The 22650-nt window shown below is 43.7% G+C and carries 13 protein-coding genes; 9 read left to right on the plus strand and 4 right to left on the minus strand.

The genetic code is table 11. The annotated features are described in order from the left end of the window. Positions 1 to 2 precede the first annotated feature (2 nt). The gene (locus AC59JT_RS07565) at positions 3 to 2708 is read right to left on the minus strand and encodes an outer membrane beta-barrel protein (RefSeq protein WP_497397387.1); all 2706 of its coding nucleotides are present in this window, start codon (positions 2706 to 2708) and stop codon (positions 3 to 5) included. Between the two features lie 180 nt (positions 2709 to 2888). Between AC59JT_RS07565 and AC59JT_RS07570 the strand changes: the two genes are divergently transcribed. From AC59JT_RS07570 to AC59JT_RS07605, 8 genes are all read left to right on the plus strand, one after another. Next, entirely contained in the window at positions 2889 to 5060 is a 2172-nt protein-coding gene (locus AC59JT_RS07570; RefSeq protein WP_497397389.1) for a GH92 family glycosyl hydrolase, read from the plus strand. 391 nt (positions 5061 to 5451) lie between these two features. Then, positions 5452 to 6006 carry an RNA polymerase sigma-70 factor gene (locus AC59JT_RS07575; RefSeq protein WP_497397391.1) on the plus strand — a complete coding sequence of 185 codons (555 nt, stop codon included), beginning with the start codon at positions 5452 to 5454 and terminating at the stop codon, positions 6004 to 6006. A 167-nt stretch (positions 6007 to 6173) separates the two neighbouring features. Continuing rightward, complete coding sequence (locus AC59JT_RS07580) at positions 6174 to 7322, plus strand: FecR family protein (RefSeq protein ID WP_497397393.1); 1149 nt, start codon at positions 6174 to 6176, stop codon at positions 7320 to 7322. A gap of 312 nt (positions 7323 to 7634) precedes the next feature. Further along, positions 7635 to 10988 (plus strand): TonB-dependent receptor, encoded by a 3354-nt coding sequence (locus AC59JT_RS07585; RefSeq protein ID WP_497397395.1) that lies wholly within the window; start codon positions 7635 to 7637, stop codon positions 10986 to 10988. A gap of 11 nt (positions 10989 to 10999) precedes the next feature. Beyond that, the gene (locus AC59JT_RS07590; protein ID WP_497397397.1) at positions 11000 to 12487 is read left to right on the plus strand and encodes a RagB/SusD family nutrient uptake outer membrane protein; all 1488 of its coding nucleotides are present in this window, start codon (positions 11000 to 11002) and stop codon (positions 12485 to 12487) included. A 25-nt stretch (positions 12488 to 12512) separates the two neighbouring features. Further along, positions 12513 to 15086, plus strand: a complete 2574-nt coding sequence (locus AC59JT_RS07595) for a zinc-dependent metalloprotease (protein ID WP_497397399.1) — start codon at positions 12513 to 12515, stop codon at positions 15084 to 15086. A gap of 37 nt (positions 15087 to 15123) precedes the next feature. Continuing rightward, positions 15124 to 17262: a S9 family peptidase gene (locus tag AC59JT_RS07600; protein WP_497397401.1), complete on the plus strand. Its 2139-nt coding sequence runs from the start codon at positions 15124 to 15126 to the stop codon at positions 17260 to 17262. A gap of 244 nt (positions 17263 to 17506) precedes the next feature. Next, on the plus strand, positions 17507 to 18259 hold the full coding sequence (locus AC59JT_RS07605) for a hypothetical protein (RefSeq protein WP_497397403.1): 753 nt from the start codon (positions 17507 to 17509) through the stop codon (positions 18257 to 18259). 73 nt (positions 18260 to 18332) lie between these two features. Here AC59JT_RS07605 and AC59JT_RS07610 read toward each other — a convergent pair whose 3' ends face one another. Continuing rightward, a complete protein-coding gene (locus AC59JT_RS07610; RefSeq protein ID WP_497397405.1) occupies positions 18333 to 19352 on the minus strand; it encodes a cytochrome d ubiquinol oxidase subunit II in 1020 nt (339 codons plus the stop codon). 142 nt (positions 19353 to 19494) lie between these two features. Further along, positions 19495 to 20802, minus strand: a complete 1308-nt coding sequence (locus AC59JT_RS07615) for a cytochrome ubiquinol oxidase subunit I (RefSeq protein WP_497397407.1) — start codon at positions 20800 to 20802, stop codon at positions 19495 to 19497. A gap of 193 nt (positions 20803 to 20995) precedes the next feature. Here AC59JT_RS07615 and AC59JT_RS07620 point away from each other — a divergent pair, with 193 nt between their 5' ends. After that, a complete protein-coding gene (locus tag AC59JT_RS07620; protein ID WP_497397409.1) occupies positions 20996 to 21247 on the plus strand; it encodes a hypothetical protein in 252 nt (83 codons plus the stop codon). A gap of 158 nt (positions 21248 to 21405) precedes the next feature. Here the strand turns inward: AC59JT_RS07620 and mdh are convergent, their stop codons facing one another. After that, positions 21406 to 22344: a malate dehydrogenase gene (mdh, locus tag AC59JT_RS07625; RefSeq protein ID WP_497397411.1), complete on the minus strand. Its 939-nt coding sequence runs from the start codon at positions 22342 to 22344 to the stop codon at positions 21406 to 21408. Positions 22345 to 22650 lie beyond the last annotated feature (306 nt).

Here is a 22650-nt window from a genome sequence, read left to right on the forward strand (position 1 = left end):
TTTTATTTAAACGAGTTTAGCTTGATTTGATACGTTAGCATAAAATAGCGTTTTAATATCTGCTGCTCGGACGTGGTTACCGAGTTATTGTAACCATAGCGGCCTACAGAAATATTTTGGTCAAACAAATCGTACACTTGTAGCTTCACTTGGCCACGGTCTTTTTTCATCATTAACAGCGTAACCGCCGCATTTAATATGTTCGATGATTTTGGAAAGCCTTGCGATACCTGCGAGTTGAACCTGTAGTTGTAATTGATGTCGAATATCATACGCGCGGGCCAGCGTAAGCTAAAGTCAGACCCTACTGTGTGCGTTAATGAATTTACGGTGTTGGCATCTATATCCTTATACCTGGTTATATTGCCGCTAACCTCGTACTTGGTATTAAAGCTAATTGCTGATTTATAATTAAAACTTACCGTTGGGCTTGCAGTAAGATAATAGTTGTTCTGTATACCATCTTTACCGTTCAGGAAAAACGGCATCCTGTTATAACTCAAGCTGAAATTGCTGTTTACGCCAATCTGCCAGTCTTTAGTTTTTTTGAATTGCTTTCCAAAAGATGCCCCGCCGTAAGCATTCATACCGCCGGCACGGTTAACATAAGTCGAAGTAGATGCGCCTATGCTGTCTATCGTCCGGATGCTGATCACGCGGTTATCGTACAGCGTTAAGCTGGCGTAAAAGTTGGTGCTTAATTGTTTGCCATGGTTATATTTATAATAGTTGGTAGATATGCGATGAACCCGGCTTGGCGCCAGGTAGGGGTTGCCTGACGAACGCGACAACTGGTTATAAATACGCGTAACCGGTTGCATTTGGTAGATGCTCGGTAACTCAATATACTGGCTGTATGATACCGAAACGCCATAACCGTTAAAGTTAAACGACGGAAAGAGGTACCATGACTTCTTGTTCATATCAGGCGCTACTGTCGTATTAAACATGTTATGCACGTCCTGAAACTCAGCATCGAGCGCAAATTTGAAGTTTAACTTTTTAAGCTGATAGGTTAACTGCGCTTTAAAGTTTTGTATAAAGTTGGTGCGTTTCAGGTTGCTGCTTTGGTTAGGCAGGTACTTGTTGTATAGTTGCGTTACGGTATCTCTGTCGTAAAGCAAATTGGTTTCGGCCATGGTTACGTAGCGCGTGTTGGTATAAAAATCGGCCGAAAGGACCTTATCTATAAACTGGTGAAAGTAGTTTACCGAAATACCCAGGTTATTGTTAAGCGTAGGCCTGTCGTTATACCGGTCTACACGTTGGTCGGTTATGGATGAGGTGAATGAATTGATCTCATTATAGCTCAGATTATAGCCATTGCGTTTATTCAGCGTAATACTGTTGTTGATCGTTAGCGACCGGCCTTTACGGTGAAACCTACGGTAGTAATTTAAGCTGTGCGAAAAGTTTATGCCTTTGGCATCGTCAAGCCCGCGGCCCAGCGATGTATTTAATAATGGCGTTTGGGTGTTAAACGAGCTGCCGCTGCCTTCGTAAGTGTTGTAGCCTTTGGTTATATTTAAGCTTGGCTGGTAAGTTAACTGATGTATGGTGTCAGGCTTCCAACGCAGGTAACCGCTCAAAGCATGTTTCTGGTCGTTATTAATTGATGTGCTTTGATTGGCGTTACTTAATACCGTATTGTCCAGCGTTTGCTCGGTAAATGACTTGCTATTGTACACCATATTATTATTGCTGTAAAAATAGGTGAGGTTCATTTTAAGCTTTTCGCCGTAATCGTTATTAATATTTAAACCACCCGATGCAACACTTTCAATGCCGCCGCCCCAGCCACGGCCAAAGGTGCCATCCCAGGCCTGGTTACCACCTGAACGGTCAAAGCCGCCCATACTATAGAGGTCCTGCGATGAAAAGCCCGTTTTGCTCAGGTTGTTCATTAAGCCAATTAAGCTTACCTGTAAGGTATCTCTAAAAGTGCTTATAATACCGCCTGCCTCATACCTGTCGCGCGAGCCTACACCTGCATAAAGCTTGCCCAGGGTGCTTTTCTTTATTTTTTTCTTCATCCGTAGGTTGATCACTTTGCCAACCTCATCGTCAGTTTGTTTATGGTCGGGGTCGTCTTCACGGTCATCATATACCTGCACTTTATCTATCAGTTCGGCATCAAGATTTTTTGAGGCTACTTTAGGGTCGTTACCAAAAAAGCGCTTGCCATCTATCATCAATTTGCTTACGGGTTTACCTTGTATGGTAATTGTGCCATCGTAGTTTACCTGTATGCCGGGTAATAACCTTAATAAATCTTCCACCACAGCGTTGGGGCGGGTTTTAAAGGCTTCGGCGTTAAATTCAATAGTGTCTTTCCGGATGGAAATAGGCGAACGCTCGCCCACGATCTTCACCTCGCTCAGGCTTTTTCCATTCAATGATATTTTACCCAGGTCGTTCTCAACGCCGGCTTTTAAGTTTAATGCTTTGCGAAAGCTATTGTACCCAACAAAAGTTATAATAAGCCTGGTGCCCTTTACAGGGATGCCGGTAAGTTTAAACAAACCTTCTTTTTGTGTTATGGTGTATGATATAAGCGAAGAGTCGGCTGAGTTTAAAACCGCTACGGTGGCATATTCAAGTGGTTCTTTGGTTAACGAGTCGACAACATTGCCTTTGATAGAAGCTTTTTGGGCGAAAGACGCAGCATATAGCAATATAAGCGCTGCGGTTAGCAGGATTTTGTTCATTTAGGTTGAGGTAGTACAGGTTAAATTGGTTGTAAATTGTGATATGCTAAAGGTATTTATTGTAAACGATATTTTTAGTTGAAAAAATGTTAAATTTTAGGTAACATTTTTAACATATAACGGCGGCCCGCACGCGCTATTATATATATTTGGGTAACCAATAGACAAACACCGCACTTAATGATGAAAACCTCTACTAAAAACATTTTTAGCGCATTAGCCCTTGCCCTTTTGGCAACAGGCACCAGTAATGCGCAGGTAAGCAAGTACGTAAACACCTTTGTGGGTACCGAAGCTGTTGATAACCCAACCGTGCTAGGTTATGTGGCCCCACGCAACTGGCGCCCATGGTCGGGATTGACCTTTCCGGGTAGCTCGTTGCCTAACGCTATGGTGCAGCTTAGCCCCATGACAAAATATCAACCTGCCGGTGCGGGTTACGAGTGGGAAGATTCGACCATCGTGTCATTCACTCATACCAATAAAGGGCACTGGAATTTAGGTAATGTACCGATCCTGCCTATGTCAAAGCCGGGCGAGAAATTTGCTTCGCGCTTTTCGCATAAAAACGAAAGCTCATCGCCGGGCTTTTACCAGGTTTATTTACAGGATTATGGCATTACCGTAAGCCTTACTTCAAGCCTGCGTGCAGGTTACCATAAATATGAGTTTAAAGACAATAACAACCGCCAGATCTTATTCGATCTGTCAAAAGCTTTAAGTCGCCCTAATACCTGGAATATTGCGCAGGATGGCGATATGGCTGTACAAGGTTTCCAGGGTGGCGAGGGTATTTACTTCTATGCTAAACTGAATACCAAAATTGAAAGACTGGAGAAAAAAGATGAAGGCCAAAACACCGGATACGCTATTGTGCATTTAGCCAACGGCAGCACAGCCCCGGTTGAACTGAAAATAGGTTTATCCTACGTAAGCATCGCTAACGCGAAGCAAAACATGGAAACCGAAATTGGCAACCGGAATTTTGATGCTGTACGTAAAGACGCCGCTGAAACATGGGAAAAGCTGCTATCATCTATACAAGTTAAAGGCGGTACCGAACGTAACCGCGAAATGCTTTATTCAAGTCTGTATCGATCATTTTTATGGCCGGCATTACGTAGTGATCTGAATGGCGAATTCCGCGACGCGAAAAGACAAACTGCCAAAGCTGAAGGTTATCAATATTATACCGAGCCTTCATTGTGGGATACTTACCGAAATAAAGATGTGCTATTGGGTTTAATTACACCTAAAGTAACGCTTGATGTTATTAAATCTATGAAAGATGTTGGCGACAAAACCGGCTACATCCCAACCTTCTTCCATGGCGACCATGGTGCTTCATCAATTGTTGGCGCCTACCTGCGTGGAATTACTGATTTTGACGTGAAAGGTACTTATCAGATATTGTTACGGAATGCAAACGTACCTGCCAGCGGAGAACGCGGAAGCAGGGGCGGTCGTCAATACCTAGCCGATTACCTGGCTAAAGGCTACATTCCTGACCCTGAAATTGCGAATCCGCGTGTTGAAAGTAAAGGCACTGCAGGTGTGTCAAAAACCCTAGAGTATTCATACGATGATTATTCAGTAGCCTTGCTGGCGCAGAAATTGGGTGATACCGAAAACTATAACACCTTAATGGCCCGCTCAAAAAACTATAAAAACGTTTTTGATAAAAGTGTAAACTTTATGCGTGGTAAACTGGCGGATGGTACATTTATCAAAAACTTCGACCCGCAATATCCCTACTACGAATATATGTTCCGCGAAGCAAATGCATGGCAGGTTTCATTCTTTGCGCCGCATGATATGCCGGGACTGATTGAACTATATGGTGGCAAAGCAAGATTTGAAGCCAAGCTGGATTCATTCTTCACCGTCCCATGGAATCCTAAATACATTGCCCGTAATATAGAAACCTTTATTGGTCAATATTGCCAAGGTAACCAGCCAGATCATGAAGCACCATTCGCCTACACATTTATAGGCAAGCCGGAGAAAACACAAAAGGTGTTGGACAATATAATGAACAACTTATACGGTATTACGCCAGGTAACCGCCAACTGGCCGGTATGGATGACGCGGGCGAAATGTCGGCCTGGTTTGTGTTTAGTTCGGTAGGTATTTATCCATTCTCGGCAACTGATCCAAAATATATTGTTACCGCGCCATTGTTTGACGAGGTAAAATGGAAAACCAGCACCGGTAAAACCATTACCATATCAAAACCTGGCAAGGGTAGGGCTATTACATCTGTTAAGGTAGATGGTAAACCTGTTGCCGATTATTTTGTATCGCACGATCTGTTTAAGAATGGTGGAAATATTACTATCGCCACCAAATAAATCGAACTAGTGTATTAATTACACTATAAATCCACTTTGTATTTAAAATTCAAAGTGGATTTTTGATTTTATAATGTTTTTGTTTGGTTTTATAGTTAATAATTCATTTTTATAGATGTTTTAACTTGTATTTATTGTTGTTTTTTCAAAATTGAACTAAATGTTATTGATTTTTGAGTGTGTTATTATTAATAATTGTTTAATTATGTAGTTTATTTTGTGGTTTATTTTAAATTAATTAAAAAATAAATAGATTTAAAATAATAAAATATTAAAAATAGACTTATTTGGTAAAATTAAATTAACGTTAAGCTTATTTATTGCTAAATTTATAACATTGATAGCGCTCAACTGAGGCGATTTTGATAAACTGGTGATTAATTTAAGCAAAATGGCAATAGGCAAAAAGCTTTCTGACGAAGAACTGGTTGTACTGGTAACGGAAAATAGCAATGAAGCGTTCCGATTATTGTACAATAGGTATTGGAACAGGATGCTGGTAAAGGCTTATTCTGTCCTCCAATCGTACGATTTGGCCGAGGAAGTTGTTCAGGATGCTTTTATTAACTTGTGGCGCCGTCGCCATACGCTGCACCTTAAGTATAGCTTTCATACGTACATCGCTTCGGTAGTAAAGTACGAGGTAATGGCCCGCCTGGCACAACGCAAAAAACAACCCGTATATATTGATGATATAGTGATGCTGCCTACTCAGGATCACTCCACCCAGCAATGGCTTGATTTTGATGAACTGAAAAGTCAGATCGAGTTAAGTATTCATACACTACCCGATAAATGCCAGCTGGTGTTCAGGCTTAGCCGCGAGCAGGGTTTATCTACCAAACAAATATCAGACACGCTTGATATCTCACACAAAACCGTTGAAGCCCATATCAGCAAAGCGCTAAAAACACTACGCGTGAGCCTGAGTAGCTTCTTTGTGTAATCTTCTTTAAAAATCCATTTTATTTACTCTTTGTTTTTATCATAATTATATGATTTGTATTATATAATTATAGACTATTTAATAAATATTGGATTTTGTTAAAAATATTTAAATATTGACTAAGGGTTTGGTGTACTTTATACACGCTATGATGTAAAGGCTTTTAAATGCAGCACCTATCTACAGAGAAACAACGTGAACTTTCGGCCAAATGGTTAAAAGGTACCATTACCCCCGAAGAGCTTGAACTGCTGGAAGCCTGGTATAATCAGCAACCGCGAAATGATTTGCATTGGGATGCCGGCGACTATGATGAAAAGCAGTTAAAAGAAAGGTTGTTTTATAATATAAGGGAGGTTCAAAAGGCCGAGACGCCTGTGCGAAGACTAAATATAACTGTACTTTATAAAGCTGCCGCTGTGCTAATATTAGTTTTTGCCTGTGGCGTGTATTACATCAAGACACCTGTGGTTAAACAGGGTGTGGCAATTGTAAAACTGAAAAAGAATACGCCACACAAAGCAGGTAATAATAATAAAGCAGTGTTAACGCTGGCCAATGGATCAACCATGGTGCTTGACAATGCTACCAATGGCGTAATCGCCAAACAAGGAAATGCCCGTGTTAATAAAACGCACGACGGCGAATTGGTTTATAATACGGAGGATGTAGCGAATGATAAGGTGGAAATGAACATGGTGAGCACACTAAGCGGCGGGCAATATCAAATAGCATTGCCGGATGGTAGCAGGGTTTGGCTAAACGCCTTAACATCTTTAAAATTCCCTACGGCCTTTAAAGGCGCTAAACGCGAAGTTGAACTGGTAGGCGAGGCTTACTTTGAAGTGGCGAAGAATAAAAATATGCCCTTTGTTGTAAAGCTGGCTGATAATACATCGATAGAAGTATTAGGTACTCATTTTGATGTGATGGCTTATGCAAACGAACATAGTATAAAAGCAACCTTGCTGGAAGGGTCAATAGACGTAAAAAAAGGTTCGCTCAACAAAATAATAACACCGGGACAGGAGGCTAAAGTAACCGACCAGATAAAGGTTAAAAATGTAAACGCCGAAGATGCCATAGCCTGGAAAAACGGCCTCTTTAATTTTGATAACGCGGGCGTGCATAATATGATGCGGCAGATAGAGCGCTGGTACAACGTAGAAGTAGTGTATATGGACAAAGTACCTGATAAGCGCCTTACGGGTTATATATCACGAAACTCAAGATTAACCGAAGTGACAAAGATGCTTGAACTAAGCGGATTGAGAATAACCCTGGATGGGAAAAAATTAAAAGTATATGATAACTAAACTAAAATAGCTATGCGTATGGACCCATGAACACCCCTAAAAAACGCTTGCAAAAAAAGAGCCGGAGACGCACCACCGTCCCCAGCTAAATGATTGAGGGCGAACAAAAAAAACTTCGTGTAAAGCAATTTATTATTAACCCCTAAACAATGCAAAACTATGCAATTAAATGCTACTTGCTACAATGCGCGTGTAAATTATTACAAACGGGCAAAACAAACCCTGAAAACTGAGGCCGGCACGTGGTTACCTATAAACCACCTGTTTGCAACGCTGGCCGGATTGAGGATCAACAAAAAAATACTGTTGAGGATGAGGATTATTATTGCGCTACTTTTTGTTGGTTTTATGCAGGTACATGCCAGTACATCTGCTCAAAAGATCACACTTACCCAGCACAACACATCGTTAGAGAAAGTTTTTGTAGAAATTAAAAAGCAAACAGGCTTTCTGTTTCTGTATAACCAGGAGTGGATCAAGCTTTCGAAAACGGTTGATATCAATGTAAAGAACGCCCCGCTGGCAGATGTGCTTGATGAGTGCTTTACAAACCAACCCCTAACCTATAGTATTGTCGACAAAACCATCGTTCTCCAATTAAAAAAGCAGCCTACGCCCATCGCGGCTCCTGTGGTTATTGACGTGCGCGGTACCGTAAAAGACGACAAAGGACAACCCTTGCCGGGCGTAACAGTTATGATAAAAGGTACCAGCCAGGGTGTGCAAACCAACGCTGATGGTGTGTTTTCGATTAAAGTTGATAACGAGAAAGATGTACTGGTATTTAGCATGGTTGGTTTTAAAACCAAAGAGTATAAAGTTGGTAGTGCCGGTGTAATCAACGTTACTTTATCAGAAGCTGCCGACCAGTTAAGCGAGGTCGTAATATCGGGCTATACAGTGCAAAACAAAGCCGAATTCACGGGTTCGGCGTCGCACGTAGGCGCTAAACAGATAGAGAACCGTCCGGTGCCAAGTTTTGACCAGGCGCTGGCCGGGCAGGCTGCAGGTGTTAAAATAACCTCGTCCAGCGGTTCGTTAAACTCTGCACCGGTTTTCCGTATCAGGGGAACTAACTCTATTACACTTAGTGCTTATCCGTTGATTATTATCGACGGTGTGACGTCGTTTACAGGTGATGTGGGTAACTCAGCCGAGAATAACCCTTTATCAACCTTAAATACCAATGATATTGAGTCGTTAGATATATTGAAAGATGGATCGGCCACTGCTATCTATGGTTCGCGTGCAGCAAATGGCGTTGTTGTTATCACTACCAAAAGAGGTAAAGCCGGTAAACCCAAGGTAACTTATGATGGTTGGTTTGGTTTCACCGCGAAACCAAAGTTACCTAAGTTATTAGGCGCTGATGATTATGTGATGATCAAAAACGAATCGTTGGCTAACAACGGCTCGGCACCGGCTTACTTTATTGGTTACAGACCAGATGGATCAAAAGTTGAAACCAATTGGTACGACCTGGTTTACCAAACCGGCCATTCGCAAAATCATAACTTAAGTGTGGCCGGCGGTTCAGAAAGTACGCATTACTTCTTATCTGCAGGATATTCTGATCAAACAGGTTTCCTGGTGAAAAATACCTTTGAACGTGGGACAACACGTTTTAATATAGACCATAAGCTAACTAAAGCTATCACCATAGGTGCCAACATATCATACGGTAATACCTTAAATAATAACTTAACCAGCGGCTTTGGTAACACCTTTGGTTTAAATAACCTGGTGCGCGAGTCGATGGTGTTATCGCCAAACTTATCGCCATTAAACGATGATGGTACTTATAACCTGAACGGCAGCGGCATAGGCTACGGCGCAAACACGGTATTAACAGGTTATTACAACCCACTTCCACAATTGGAGCACGATAAGTTTACTTCGGAAAGTAAATCGTTACTGGGTAATTTATTTGTGGAGATCGAGCTGATAAAAGGTCTGAAAGCTAAATTAAATTACAGTCAGAATGATTTAAATACGGTGAACAAATCATTTAGCAACCCTTACCAGGCAGGTGGTTTTGCAAGTAATGGTTCGGCAACCAACAGTTCAAGCAATAACAGGCGTAGCGATATGACCACCAGTTTAAACTATACCAAAACATTTGCTCAAAAGCATAGTATTAACTTACTGGCGGCTTACCAGGAAATACATACTACTACCGAATCGTGGGGTGTAACCAAAACCAACCTGAACGACCGTTATTACGAAAGCTTTTTTGGTAGTTATTCTGTCATCAGCGGATCAAGCGGCACTTTTGGCGAAAACGGATTGCGCTCGTACCTAAGTAACTTAACTTACGACTATGATAAAAAATATCTATTAAGCGCAAGTTTCAGAAGGGATGGACTGTCGGCCTTGGCACCAGGGTATAAATACGGAAATTTTGGTGGTGGTTCAATTGGTTGGAACGTAGCCGAAGAGGGCTTCTTTCAAAATTCAAACCTGTCAAAAACAATTTCATTATTAAAACTTAGAGGGGGCTACAGTACGGTTGGAAACAACGGTGGTATTGGCAACTATTCTTCATTATCATTATACGGATCTGGCGTTTATGGTGGTGTTGCTTCACTATCATCAACCCAAACCGGTAACCCAACTTTACAATGGGAGCTAAGTAAGAAAACCGACATCGGTATCAATATTGGTTTCATGAACAACAAGATCGTGTTTGATGCTGATTATTTCATGAACAATATTGACGGACTTATTCTTGCCGCTCCGCAGGCTCCATCGAAAGGTATTCCGGGTAACTCTATCACCAGCAACGTTGGCTCCATGTATAACCGCGGCTTTGAGTTTAATGTTGAAGCACACATACTTGACCAGGGCAAATTTAAATGGACATCAAACTTTAACTTCAGTACGGTTACCAACAAGGTTACCGAATTATCGCCGGGTATCAACGATATATGGACAAGCAGTACCGAAACAACCAATATTACTCGTGTAGGGTATTCCATAGGCTCGGTTTACGTGGTTGAAACCAATGGCGTTAACCCTGCTAACGGTTTACGTACCTATATTAATAAAGCCGGTAAAACCGTACAATATAACCCTGTAGGTGGCGCCTGGACTTACCTTGATGGCACATCTGCGCCCGCTTTAGATGCTTATGCAGATGGTGTTATTTTAGGCAATACCTTACCAACTTATTACGGTGGTTTCAATAACAACTTCAGCTATAAAAATATCGACCTGACGGTGAATATCGTTTACTCTGGTGGTAACAAAATATATAATGGTACCAAGGCTACCTTGTTAGATAACCGTTTCTTTAACAACCAGGTTGATATACTACGCCGCTGGACGACCCCGGGACAGATAACAGATATCCCGGCTCTTCACTACAATGACCAAAACGCCAGCGGATCTGTACTTCCAAACTCTTACAACGTAGAGGATGGTTCATACATTAAGCTGGGTACTGCCGCGTTAGGCTACAGATTACCTGCCGGGATATGCCAAAAAATAGGCGTGAACTCGGTGAGGTTCTATGGCTCGGCCGGTAACTTCATATTGTATACCAAGTACACAGGTTCTGATCCGGAGATATCTGCTAACGCAGATTCAAACACAGCTGGTGGCCGGGATAAGAACTCTGTTCCGGCCGGTAAAACATTCACCTTAGGATTAACTGTTGGATTTTAATCAGATTAAACATGAAAACGACACAAAAATATAAAGGGATAATACTTAGGGTTTCATTACTGAGTGCATTGATGATGAACGCTACATCATGCACCAAAAACCTGCTCGACCCTACGCCGATAACCAGCCTGCCCGAATCGGCAGCTTTTGATACGCCCGAGCGTATAGCAGCCCAGATTAACGGTTTGTATGCGTCTATGAAAGCAGGAGCTTTTTATGGCGGCCGATACATTATTTATAACGAATTAAGGGCTGATGAGTTCATTATGAACAAACCTAACCTGGTAACCGGCCAGTCAACCTGGAGCCAAAACGTTAGCTCAAGCACCAGCGAGGTACAAAGCTTATGGAGCGCTGGTTACGCAACTATTAACAGGGTAAATACCTTTTTAGCGGGTTTGGAGGTTAATAAAAGCAAAGTAAGCGCCGCGCTATACGCCAACTACACTGCCGAAGCAAAGTTTGTTAGGGCATTATGTTATTTCGCTTTAGTGCAAACTTATGCTCAACCTTACACTAAAGGCAGTGGCTCAAACATGGGGTTACCTTTACGCTTAAAGCCGGAGTTTGATACCAATAATAACCAACTGGCCCGAAGCACCGTAGCCCAGGTTTATGCGCAAATATTAAGCGACCTGAACGATGCGGAAACCGGCCTGCCGCTTACTTACAGCACAGCGTCGTTAAACACTACCCGTGCCAATAAAAATACAGCTATTGCGCTTAAAACACGTGTTAACTTGGTAAAAGGCGACTACCCGGGCGTAATTACCGAAGCGGCTAAGATCGTATCGGCAGCAGCACCATACCAGGCACCTACAGGCGTTGCCAACAAAATGGAGGCCAGCGTGGCTACGCCATTTGCGGGTAGCTACGTAGGGCCTGAAGCAGTTTTCTCGTTACCATTTACGCCTACCGAAACACCGGGCACTCAAAATCAACTGGCATACTATTTCAACATAGCGCCTGGTAACGGCGAGTTTTACCTTAATCCGGCGGGCACTATTGCTGATGCGGTTTACAGCGCCGCCTCAACCGATGCGCGCAAGAATTTTGTATTTACCAATACCGGCCAAAAGTGGCTGTCGAAGTACAAGGTTGCTTCAACGTTTTCTGATTACGTGCCGGTTATAAGATACCCGGAGGTATTATTAAACTATGCCGAAGCATTAACCCGTTCAGGAGTTCCGGCTGATATGACCAAGGCTATTGCGCTGGTTACAGCGGTTAGGCAACGGTCAAGCACGGGTTTTGTATTTGCACCGGCTAGTGTTGCTACACAGGATGCCTTATTAGCAACCATTTTACTGGAGAAAAAGATAGAGTTTTTGGGCGAAGGTTTTCGTGTGCCTGATTTGATGAGGCTGCAGCAAACCCTGCCTGCCAAATCAAGCGCTTCGGCAAGCGCGCCGGCTATTGCGGCTACGGATAACAGGTTTATCTGGCCGATATCATCTGCCGAAACTTCTATCAATTTATTATGTCTTCCAAACCCATGATCAATTAATTAATAAACCCTATATCATGAAATTAAACCTATTATTAGTAGCAGGAATGATTGCCGTGAGCGGCCATTCTATAGCGCAAACGCCAACAGGGGGCCGTACAGGTGGTGCCCGCCCGGCGGGTGCAGGTGCCCCAACCGCGGTGGTTAGCATTGAAACCGCAACCCAGGGCATGAAAAAGTTTGAAGGATACTTTAACTTTTATTATGATGATAAAAGCGGTAAAGTATTGTTGGAGGTGGATAAATTCGACAAAGAGTTTTTATACTTCACCTCGTTAACCGATGGCGCAGGCCGTTCTGCCGAAAGGGGACAGGCTTCGGCTAACATTGCCAAATTCTCTAAAGTTGGGCCTAAGGTGTTATTGATAGAGCCTAATTATGATTATCGCGCTGTAACCACCAATGTTGATGAAATACACGCGGTAGAGAACGCTTTTGCCAAGTCAGTTATCTGGGGCTTTACACCGGTAGCTGTTGATGGCGATAAAATGTTGATCGATATCACTCCGTTTATCGTTCGCGATAGCCAGGGTATTGGTAGTAGGTTAGGCGCAAGTGCTACTGCACGTGGTGGTCGTGGCGGTGCTGCGGCTGCAGGTGCACGTGGCGGATTTGGTGGCGCTACATCAGGCGGTGCCGGTTATCGTGTTGATGAAACGCGGTCGGCCGTTTATATGCCTAACACGCGCAACTTCCCAAAAAACACCGAGTTTGAGGCGCTGATCACTTTTGTGGGCGGCACACCCGGCGGTGGTCGTTTTGGTGGCGGCGGCGGTATTGCGCCCGACCCAACAGCGGTTACCGTAAAAATGCACCAGTCGTTTGTGGAACTGCCCGATGATAAATACAAACCGCGCAAATTCGATCCGCGCAGCTCGTTCAATATATTCAGCTACATGGATTTTTCAACGCCGATGGAAGAACCGATCGTTAAACGCTTTAGCCGTCGTCATCGCTTGTTTAAAAAAGATCCCGGTGCTGCCATGAGCGAAGCCGTTGAGCCGATAGTTTATTATGTAGATCGTGGCGCTCCCGACGAGATCAAAAAAGCCTTAATAGAAGGTGGCGCATGGTGGAACCAGGCTTTTGAAGCTGCCGGTTTTAAAAACGCCTTCCAGGTTAAGGAATTGCCTGAAGGCGCCGACCCAATGGATATCCGCTACAACGTAGTGAACTGGATAAACCGTTCCGGCTCGCCGCGCGCGTTCTCATCAGGTGCGTCATATACCGATCCACGTACCGGCGAGATCATCAAAGGCGTGGTGACTTTGGGTTCCGACCGTCACCGCCAGGATTACATGATAGCCGAAGGTTTATTGCAACCGTATGTAGATGGCAAACCCGTAGACAAGCGCTTAAAAACTATGGCATTGGCCCGTATCCGCCAGTTATCAGCACACGAAATTGGCCATACCCTGGGCTTTACCCATAACTTTGCCGCAAGCCCTAAAGAGCGCGCATCGGTAATGGATTACCCTTTCCCTAAAATTGATCTGAAAGCTGACGGTACTATCGACCTGTCTGACGCTTACGCCAAAGGCATTGGCGCCTGGGATAAGCGTGCCGTGATGTGGGGCTATTCTGAATTTGCCAAAGGTGTAAATGAGGATGCCGCCTTGGATAAGATCATGAACGAAACCATTAAACTGGGTTTCCAATACATCCCCGATATTGGCGGTTATGTTCACCCTGCATCGCACCAATGGGATGACGGCGGCGAACCTATTGCTGAGCTGGACAAGCTGATGAAAGTAAGAAGAATTGTATTGGATAAATTCTCTGAAAAAGCTATCCGTCCTGATGCGCCGATGTCAACTATAGAAGAAGTGTTGGTGCCTATTTACTTGTTACATCGTTACCAGATAGAAGCCGTGGCTAAATCAGTAGGTGGTTTATATTTTACTCACGCTGTAAAAGGCGACGCGCAGGTGCCGACCAAAATGGTTGACCCGGCTCAGCAATGGAAAGCATTTGATGCACTGATGGCTACTGTATCGCCGGAGGCATTGGCTTTGCCTGATGGTTTGATCGCTAAAATTCCGCCTCGCCCAACAGGTTATCCGGCAGGTATCGAAACATTCTCCGGTTATACCGGTCCAACGTTTGATCCTATCGCGGCAGCACAAACAGCAGCGCAGGAAACAATCTCATCGTTGTTAAATGCCGAACGAGCCGCACGTTTGATAGAGTATCACGCTCGCGACAGCAAACAACCAGGCTTTATAGCGGTAGCTGATAAAATATTGGAAAAAACGTGGAAAACACCATTGGCCGATGGTTATAAAGGCGAGTTACAGGTAATGGTAAACAACCTTACACTTAACTACCTGTTGCAATTGGCCGCTAATACTTCGGCGTCTGAAACTGCAAGGGGACAGGCCTTGCTTGAGGTTGAAAAATTGAAAGATTGGATGACGAAAGAGTCTTCTACAGCTGATGATCGCAAAAAAGCAAACATATTGTACGGCCTGGCTTCAATAGAAGCGTTTAAAGTTACTCCTGAGAAATATGCTACCGAACCTGAACTGGCAACCCCTCCGGGTGCGCCGATAGGTATGCCGCGTATGAATTTCCTGGATGATGATTTTTAACAGCTGACTGATCACCCTATTTAAAATCAAACCTGTGATGAAAAAGGTTACATTTTTAAATACCCTGATAACTGCTTTTGTACTGCAAACTTTCATGGTGAACGCGCAATCGTTCACCATGAAGGCAGTTACAAACTATCCTTTCCCGCGTGATATTACTGCCGCAGGGCGAGGGACGAGGATAGCCACCAGTGTGGAAGAACTGGGCATGCGTAATATTTACGTAGCCGAAGGCCCAACTTATGCGCTGCGCAGACTAACTAATTACACGAGGGATGACGGGCAGGAAATTACCAGCCTATCTGTATCTGCTGATGGCCAATGGGTAGTTTATGTGCGTGGTGGCGAACATAGTGGCAACCGCGATCGGAGTGTTATTGTCAACCCGGCTTATGATGCCATTCCGCCTAAAATACAGGTGTGGACGGTTAAATTCACCGGCGGCGTTCCCAAATTATTGGGCGATGGCGACTATGCCGTTCCTTCACCCAAAAGTGATAAAGTTGCCTGGATAAATGAGGATAAGATTTGGGTTGCTAAAATTGATGGTTCGGCACCGGCAGTGGCTGCCGTTGGTGTGCGTGGCGAGTTTAGTTCAATTCAATGGTCGCCTGATGGCTCAAAGTTTGCTTTTGTTTGCAACCGTACAGATCATGCGTTTATAGGTATTTACACAAATTCTAATTCGCCGATAAGCTGGATGGCGCCGGCCTTTAATCGCGACGCGTCGCCAAGGTGGTCGCCCGATGGTAAAAAAATAGTATTTATACGCACCCCGGGTTTGGTAATACCACCAACTTCAGGCATTGGCGTTGCGCCAACAATTGCAGCACCTGCGACAGCAGCAGGCAGGGGCAGGGGGGCGGCCCGCCCGCCCGAAACTGCGACACCGACACCGGCAGCAACAACTGCTCCCGCAATGGCGGCAGGCGGCGGCCGAGGTGCGCAGGAGTGGGCGCTTTGGACAGCCGACGTGGCAACCGGCACAGGTAGAATGATATGGAAAAGCGGGACGAAGCCCAATGAAGGTCTACCCGGTACCGATGGCGGCGCCAACTTATTCTGGGCTGCCAACAAAATTGTTTTTTGCAGCTATAAAGATGGCTGGCCACACATGTATGCCATGAATACCGAAGGTGGCGAACCCATGCTGCTCACACCCGGCGATTTTCAATGCGAACAAATAAAACTAAGCAGTGATGGTAAATATTTGATATTTAGTGGAAATACCGGACCTGACAAGCAACTGGATATCGACCGCAGGCACGTTGTTCGTGTATCGGTGGACAAAGCTGATATGGAAGTATTAACCCCCGGTAGTGATATTGAAACTTATCCCGTACTTACCGGTGACGGTTCGGCCGTAGCCTTTTATAGTGCTAACGGACAACGCCCGTTAACCATTGCTATAATGCCAATAAGCACGCGTAAAATTAAACTTGTAGGCGAGAAGCTGATACCCGCTACATTTCCAGCTACCAAGATGGTTACCCCAAAGCAGGTTATCTATAAATCGCCGGATGGCCAACTGGTGCATGCGCAGCTGTTTACACCTGTAGGTGGGCCAGCTAAAAAGCCCGCTATAGTTTACATTCATGGTGGCCCGCAAAGGCAAATGTTATTAGGCTGGCATCATATGGATTATTACTCGATCGATTATGCCCTGAATCAATATTTAACCGATATGGGTTTTATTGTGCTATCGGTAAACTATCGTAACGGTATAGGTTATGGTTATGATTTTAACCGTCCCTCAACACCAGGTGCTAATTATATTGATGTTAAAGCCGGTGGTGACTGGCTGGCCGCGCAGGCTAACGTGGACACAGCGCGTATTGGTGTTTATGGTGGATCAGCCGGTGGTGCTTTAACCGCTAGTGCTTTGGCACGCGATTCAAAGCTGTTTAAATCAGGCGTAATCATTCATGGTAATTCGGCCGAACCTTTAGATGCCTGGACATCGCCTACCATGGTTATCCATGGGGATGATGATAGAAATGTAGCCTTTAGTGCCGGCGTGTCGCTCATCCGCAGGTTTGAAACTGCCGGTAAGCCTTATTTTGAAACATTGGTTATACCTGATGATTCGCACCATTGGATGAAGTATAGCAATATTTTGAAAGTGAACAACGCCGCGGCGGACTTTTTAAAGAGGACGTTGCTGGAGAAGAAATGACAGGCTTACGAAGTTTCTAAAAAACTTCGTAAGCCTTGGTCGCACAATATAATACGTTTGATTGATGATTGATAGAAAGCAAGGGCCCCACAAAAGCCCCTGCTAAACGGGGCTATGGAAGCGATTTCCTTGCCCCGTTCTTTGTTTTAGTGTCTGGGGGATAAAGCTATAGGGTTAAGTTTTATCGTTTAAGTTAAACAATGGGTGTCTTTTTGTAGTTATCAAATAAACTATAACCATTACTATGAAAAAAACGATCAGTAACCTACTGCTTTTAGCCGGCTTTGTTTCCGGTGTCCTTCCTGCGATGGCACAAAGCAACGAGAAAAAAGAAATTGCCGGAACCATGCAGATACAGGGTATGTACCGCCAAAGTAAACTAGGGCCTCTTAATAATGTTTTAAATGCCAACGGCATACCGGCACTGCCTGATAATAATTATTGGCTCAACCTATCTATGAATCATGTTTACAAAAGATGGATGTTAGAGGATGGTATTGGCGCCAGTTTTATGTCTAATTCGGCCCCTAACGCAACTAATGGTATAAAAGCTAAATACAATCAATATCAAATTTATGGTCGTGCGGGTTATAATGTTTCTGCCAACCCCAAAATGCGCGCCTTTCCGTTTGTTGGCTTAAATCTCGCGGCCGCGCGTTTAAATATTCGCGATGATGCGGGTACAGAACGTAGCCCGAATTTTTCATCCCAAATATTAAATCAAACAGCGAACAAAACATTGTGGAACCCACGTTTAGGTTTAGAATTTGGTGCCGGCTTTGACTATTTGATAGGAGTAAAGGACAAAAAGGTGGATAATTACACTATACACCGTAGCTTGCCTATTGGTGTACGATTTGGTTACTATCTGCAAACATCAAATAATAACTGGAAGATCAACAGTGATTACGATTTGCAAAACGGACCTAATAATAAGCAGAGTAATGTTTTCATAAATGTAAATATTGGCCTGGGATATAAAGTAGATAGGCCATAAATTCTGATAATATAGAATTTGATAATTATTGGATAAAAACGGGACAGGATGTAAATTTCGTCCCGTTTTTTGTTTAGTGCTGTTCGTCGGGTGTATTATGACGGAACGCGTAGTACAAATAGAAAAGCGCCGGTAGTATAAATAAACTGCCAATAAGCAGCGCGGTACCTAGCACATCAATTGTTTTACTGTTGGCGTGGTCGCTTAGTAAGGACATGTTATCGCCATTTTTATCCATAATAAAATTAGGATAATGCGTGTAGCCAACCGCCAATATGATCATGGCCGCCTGGAAAGCAGCCAGGCCACGCGCTATGTAACGCATACCGCCTGCAATGCTGATCCACAATAGTACCAGCGAAAGCGAAGCCAGTATCACGGCAGTTAAACTAACGAGGTTACCAAATATCCATTTAGCCATGCGGATACCTTCGGTTTCGGCGGTAAGAAACACCAGGCCGCCGCAAAAGAAAGCGACAATGTTTAATACTTTCGCTTTGCGGATAAAACGTTTGGCGTCAAAATCGTTATCAGCTTCGCCAATTAAATAAATGGCTGCCAAAAAGCCGCACAGGGCCACTGTAAACAAACCAACGGCAATCGAGAAGCCATTTAGCCATCCGTACACGTAAGCATCCATAAAGTTAGTAGCCTTAAAATCTATTTTGCGTGATAAAGCGCTACCTGCTATTATCCCCAAAAACAAAGGCGTTAAAAAACTGGAGTAAACAAATATGTGGTTATAAAAATTCTGTGTACGTTGACCTTTAACTGCATCGTAGTGCCTGTAGGTGAAAGCCGTGCCCCGGGCAATGATGCCCATCAATAAAGCCAAAATAGGGATATGCAGGTAAGTACAAAGCGTACTGTAAATGTTGGGGAAACCCACAAACAGGATAACAACAGCGATAACCAGCCACATGTGGTTAGCTTCCCAGATAGGGCCAATGGCCTGGTAACTGGTGCTTCGGGTGCGCTGCTTGTTACCATCTGATGTAAAAAGCTCAATAATGCCCGCACCAAAATCGGCCCCGCCAAGCAGGAAGTATAATAGTATCGCGAAAGCTAGAAATAGGATAACTACGGTTAGCATAGTTTATGTTTTTTATGTTGTGAACTTTTACGTCATTACGAGCGAGGTACGAGCGTCGTAATCTCCAAGCGAAACATATCCCGAGGTTGCCTTTCTATCGGGGATTACTACGCTACGCTCGTAATGACGGGCGTTTTATTAATTAATCATTATAAAGCTTCGGTACCATTTTAATTTGCCTTTGCAATAAAGCTATCACCGCAATACTCAGCGTAAAATAAATAAAGCTGAACAGGTAAAACGAATATTGTATCCCAGGCATTGGCGTCACAGCGTCGGCAGTGCGCATCACGTCCTGTATGATCCAGGGTTGGCGGCCAACTTCGGTAACCGTCCAGCCGGCCTCGAGGGCGATAAAACCCAGCGGTGTGCCTATGATAAACAGTTCTAAGAACCAATTTTTGGTAAGCCAGTCGCGTTTTTTTGCTATCGCGATAAAATAGATAATGCCCAAGGCCATCATCGCCATACCCAGACCCACCATGATCTGGAAAGCGTAATGCGTAATGGCAACAGGTGGCTGGTCTTTTTTAGGGATCTGATCCAAGCCTTTTACCGGAGTTTTAAAATCATCATGCACCAAAAAGCTCAACATGCCGGGTAGCTCGATGGCGTAGTTCACTTTTTTAGCAGCGGTGTCAGGAATACCGCCTATTAGCAATGGTGCATTTGCTTTGGTTTCGAAGTGAGCTTCCATAGCGGCCAACTTAGCAGGCTGGCGCTTAGCCGCATGTTTGGCTGATAAGTCGCCGCTTAAAGGCTGAAGTATGGCGGCAATGGCACCAAACACAATGGCGATACGGAATGATTTGGTATGAAACTCAATGTTTTGTTTACGATAGATCATTAACGCGTGTATCCCCGCTACGGCGAAACCTGTAGCGGCAAAGGCAGCGATGGTCATGTGTAATGATTCGGAAAACCAGGCACCGTTAAACATGGCTTTGATAGGATCTATATTTAGGTATTTGCCGTTTACATAATCAAAGCCGGAAGGGCTATTCATCCAGGCATTGGCAGATACTACTAATATGCCCGACGCAATGCCACTTACGCCAACCAATACACCTGTAAACCAGTGGAACCATTTGTTGAGGCGGTTCCAGCCGTACAGGAAGAAGCCGAGCGCGATAGCTTCGATAAAAAAGGCTACACCTTCCAGCGAAAAAGGCATACCGAAGATAGGTCCGGCATGTTTCATGAATGTTGGCCACAGTAAACCCAGTTCGAAGGATAGCATAGTACCTGATACTGCGCCGGTGGCGAAAAAAATAGCTACGCCCTTGCTCCAGGCCTGGGTGATATTTTTATACACCGGTTTGCCCGTTTTTAAATATTTATAGTGTGATATGGCCATAAATACAGGCATAACCATACCAATACACGAGTAGATGATGTGAAAGCCCAGCGAAAGGGCCATTTGCGAGCGGGCTGCTAAAAAATCGTCCATAAGGATAGCGTTGTAATAACGATGTAAAGATAGCTGGATATGCAATAATACTTTTATTACAGAGCAAGTTATGGTAGGATAATATTAATATATAATGTTTTTAAATTGATAATAATTGGGGAGGGGAAATCGGACTGGCGTAACTTTGCTGATTTTGGGTTACGGAAATAAACAAATAATTACCTTTGGAATAATGAAGATATCCCAATACATCCCCATAAAAACCGTAACACAAGCAATAATTGCCGGTATTGTTGTTTTGATAGCAGGGGCTTTGCTATATTTTTACTTCCAACCACAATGCGCGCCATGTCTACTTGGCATAAAATGCGCGCCTTGCACCTCTAAAGAACAACGTACCGTGATATTTGTAACTATTTTCCTGGAACTGGTTGTGCTGGCTAAGGGTATGCTTGTTGCACCTGCTATACCTGAACAGGAATAAGAAGATAGATTAGCTATAAAAAGGGTGTAGCGTACACTACAAAAGGTGTAGCAGTGTAGCGTGCTACGCATACAGCGCTACACTTGTGTCACTTTGTAAATGAAAAAAGGCTTTCACCCGGTTGGATGAAAGCCTTTCTATATTATTATAGTATCTGCTTAGATCAGGTTGCTGTCTGCCAAAACCTGGTTCATGTTACGTACGGCGTCTGCGCTCTTGTTGAAAGTAGCTTGCTCGTCTGCAGATAGTTTAAAGTCGACGATTTTTTCCCAACCGTTTTTACCAAGCACAACCGGTACAACCAGTGAAATGTCGCTTTGGCCGTATTCGCCATCCAGGGCCACACCGCATGATATCAGTTTTTTCTGATCGCGAACGATAGCCTCAACCATAAATGCTGTACCAGCGCCTGGTGCGTACCAGGCAGAGGTGCCGATCAAACCGGTTAAAGTGGCACCGCCAACCATAGTAGCTTTAACAATTTTCTCTTGTTGTTCTGCACTCAGGAATTGCGTAACCGGGATGCTGTTCCAGGTAGCATGGTTGATCAATGGGATCATAGTAGTATCACCGTGACCACCAATAACCACCGCGTTCAAATCAGCTGGCGAGCAGCCTAATTCCTGGCTCAGGTAATATTTAAAACGTGCCGAATCCAAAGCGCCACCCATACCGATCACGCGGTTTTTAGGCAAGCCCGAAGTTTTCAGGGTTAAATAGTTCATGGTATCCATCGGGTTACTTACCACAATGATGATAGTATTTGGCGAGTGTTTTAAAACGTTTTCAGTAACGCTTTTTACAATGCCGGCATTCACGCCAATCAGTTCCTCGCGGGTCATGCCCGGTTTACGTGGCAAACCAGAAGTAATTACAACCACTTCCGAATCGGCGGTAGCGGCATAATCGTTGGTAACGCCTTTGATCTTTGTATCAAACTCAAGCAGGGCAGAGGTTTGCATCATATCGATAGCTTTACCTTCAGCAAAACCTTCGCGTATGTCTAACAAAATAAGTTCTTCAGCTAATTCTTTTCTTGCGATGTTATCCGCACATGTAGCGCCAACTGCTCCGGCACCAACAACTGTTATTTTCATAGTCGTTTATAATTTATAAAGAAGGAATACTAAACAGACGGCAATTTTAATAAAAAAATAGCAGAATTGGGCTTCAAGGTCCGTTAAATTATGGTAAAAAATCAAATAGGTGCCGCTAAAAATATTTTTGGTGATTTTTGAATTATCATTTAAATAAAAATTGGTTACAGCCTAAAGTTTTTGCGGTTTTTATCAAAATTGTAAAAATAGGTGTTTTTTAATATAGTAAAATTGACAGTAAGGTTATTTCAGGTCGAAAATTTTATGATTTTACTATAACTATGTAACGTATTTGTGTTATTTTAA

Source organism: Mucilaginibacter sp. A3364 (genome assembly GCF_059690715.1).